This window comes from Streptomyces sp. MZ04 (assembly GCF_004684775.1).
Taxonomy (GTDB): Bacteria; Actinomycetota; Actinomycetes; order Streptomycetales; family Streptomycetaceae; genus Streptomyces.
Genome location: NZ_SRIC01000500.1, coordinates 1 through 2,710, shown reverse-complemented (window position 1 = coordinate 2,710; position 2,710 = coordinate 1). Strand labels below are relative to the sequence as shown.

The 2,710-nt window shown below is 69.5% G+C and carries 2 protein-coding genes; both read right to left on the bottom strand.

Annotated elements, in window-relative coordinates; translation table 11 throughout:
• Positions 1–701: 701 nt before the first annotated feature.
• Positions 702–1,553, bottom strand: coding sequence for an ABC transporter permease (locus E2651_RS42450; RefSeq protein WP_135336604.1), 852 nt, complete (start codon positions 1,551–1,553; stop codon positions 702–704).
• Positions 1,550–2,578: an ATP-binding cassette domain-containing protein gene (locus E2651_RS42445; RefSeq protein ID WP_135336603.1), complete on the bottom strand. Its 1,029-nt coding sequence runs from the start codon at positions 2,576–2,578 to the stop codon at positions 1,550–1,552. The genes E2651_RS42450 and E2651_RS42445 overlap by 4 nt, the downstream gene beginning before the upstream one ends.
• Positions 2,579–2,710: the final 132 nt, after the last annotated feature.

Sequence of the window (2,710 nt, the reverse complement as noted above, 5' to 3'; positions counted from 1 at the left end):
GGACGGGGGTGAAGCCGTCGGAGTCGGCGATGCGGAAGCCGAGGAGGCCGGTGACGCCGGTCAGGAGCAGGGCGGCGACATAGGCGGAGCCCCGGCTCCGGAGCCGCCGCCGGCCCGGCTCAGCGCCCTCCGCCCAGTCCTCCTGCCGCCCTGCCGCTGCCGCGGTCATGCTGTCCAAGGCGGGCCTCTCCGTCGGGGGTGGTTCTGGAATCTTCCCTGAGAGACGGCTGGGGGTGGGGGAAGGGTTCCTTTTCCCCCACCCCGCCCCTTCCTGAAATTTTCCGGCTGCGCCGGCCTCGAGCCAGTGATTTACGGCACCGAACCAGCCACGCGGCAAGGGAAACAGCCAGCCCCACCACCACGATCACCCACGCCGCCACCCTCAGCGGATGCGTCAACGCGTCGTACACCGCCCCCGCCGCTGCCCGGGAAACGGTGGCGGGCAGATCGGCCAGGGTGATGCCTCGGGTCACCGTGACGGCCAGGGCGAGGAGCGCCCCCGCGAGGGCCGTGCCGAGGGACGTGAGGATGACGGCCCGGCGGCGGTGCAGGGCCACGAGGATGCCCGCCACGGCCAGCGCAACAGCGGCCGGCGGGAGCCAGAGGCCCGCGAACTGGAGCATGCCGCCAACACAAAGCCTCGGTCACGCCGTGCGCGACCGAGGCGACTGCATATGGGGCAAGTGCTTCCCGCTCCCGAGCTACTTGCGGTTGTACAGCCGCATCGTCACCGGCCCGAAGACCGCGACGAGCAGTACCGCCCAGCCGAGCGCCCAGCCCAGCGACGAGCCCGGTGACGTACCCGCCATCAGATCGCGGACGGCGGAGGCGACATGGGTGATCGGGTTGTTGTTCACGAAGGCCTGCAGCCAGCCCGGCATCGTCTCGGGCTTCACGAAGATGTCGCTGAGGAACGTCAGCGGGAACAGCACCATCATGCTGACGCCCATCACCGACTTCTCGGTGCGCAGCAGGAGTCCGAACATCGTCCACACCCACGAGAAGGCGAAGGAGAAGACGAGCAGCAGGAGCACTCCGGCCAGTACGCCGAGCCCGCCGCCGTCCGGGCGGAAGCCGATGACCATGCCGACGGCCAGCATGACCAGGGACGCGATCGCGTAGCGCAGGGCGTCGCCGAGCAGGTAGCCGACCATCACCGAGGGACGCCAGATCGGCAGCGTACGGAAGCGGTCGAAGACGCCCTTCTCGATGTCGATGTTCACCGAGACGCCCGTGTACATCGTGATCATGACTACGGACATCACGAGGATGCCCGGCAGCAGGTACTGGATGTACTCGCTCGGCGATCCGGCGAGCGCGCCCCCGAAGAGGTACGTGTACATCAGCACCATCATGATCGGGAACGCCGTCACGTCGAAGAGCTGCTCCGGAACATGCTTGATCTTGAGCATGGCCCGCCAGCCGAACGTCAGCGACGCGGAGAGCGCGCTGGGCCGCGGCGGCCGGTCACCGGCGATCAGGAGCTCGGCGAGGGACTCGGCCCTGACGGGCGCGAGGTCCTGGGCCTCGGAGGTGCTGGTCGCGGTGCTCATGCCGATGCCTCTTCCTTCTTCGCCGTGTCAGCCGTGTCAGCCGTGTCAGCCATGTCCGTTGCGTGGTGAGGGTTGCCGGTCAGGGCGAGGAAGACCTCGTCCAGGCTCGGCTGGCCCAGGGAGAAGTTGTCGACGGTGATGCCCGCGTGGGCCAGTTCGGCCAGTGCGCGGGACGCCTTCTCGGCCGCTCCCCTGCCGTTGCGCTCGCCGTTGCCGACGCGGGCCGTGAGGGCCACCGGGTCGGGCTCGAGCTGGATCTCCGCGTCGAGCGCGAGCCGCAGCACCTTCTCGGCCTCGCCCCGCCGCTCCGCGTCCCGCAGCCGCACATGCACGGAACCCGCGCCGACCGACGCCTTCAGCTCGCCCTTGGTGCCCTCGGCGATGACCTTGCCGTGGTCGATGACGGCGATGCGGGATGCGAGATGGTCGGCCTCGTCGAGGTACTGCGTGGTGAGCAGCACCGTCGTGCCGTGTGCGACGACCGCCCGCACGATGTCCCAGACCTGGTTGCGGCTGCGCGGGTCGAGCCCGGTGGTGGGCTCGTCCAGGAACAGCAGATCAGGCGTATTGAGGATGGAGGCAGCGATGTCGATGCGACGCCGCATGCCGCCGGAGTAGTTCTTCACCTGGCGGGCGGCGGCGTCGCTCAGCCCGAACGCCTCGAGCAGCTGCGCCGACCTCTCGTACGCCGCCTTCTTCCCATGGCCCGTGAGGCGGCCGAGCAGCACCAGGTTCTCGGTGCCGGTCAGGTCCTCGTCGACCGACGCGTACTGACCGGTCAGGCTGACCCTGCCGCGTACGGCGTCGGCCTCGCGCACGACGTCGTGGCCGAAGACGTGGGCGTCGCCCCCGTCGGGCCGCAGCAGGGTGGCGAGCATCTTCACGGTGGTGGTCTTGCCCGCGCCGTTCGGGCCGAGCAGGCCGTACACGGTTCCGGCCGGGATGGTGAGGTCCACACCGTCCACGGCGCGGGTGTCGCCGAAGGTCTTCACCAGGCCCGCGGTCTCGATGGCCACGCTGTTCATGTCCGTACGCCCTCTCCGGTTCAGTGCGTTCCGTCTTCAGGGCAGACCGTCGCCGCGGCGCAAACTCATCGCCCGGTGGAGCGTTGGTCCGAACGGGTGTTTGCTGGAAGGAGGGGAGGAGGGGAGGAGGGG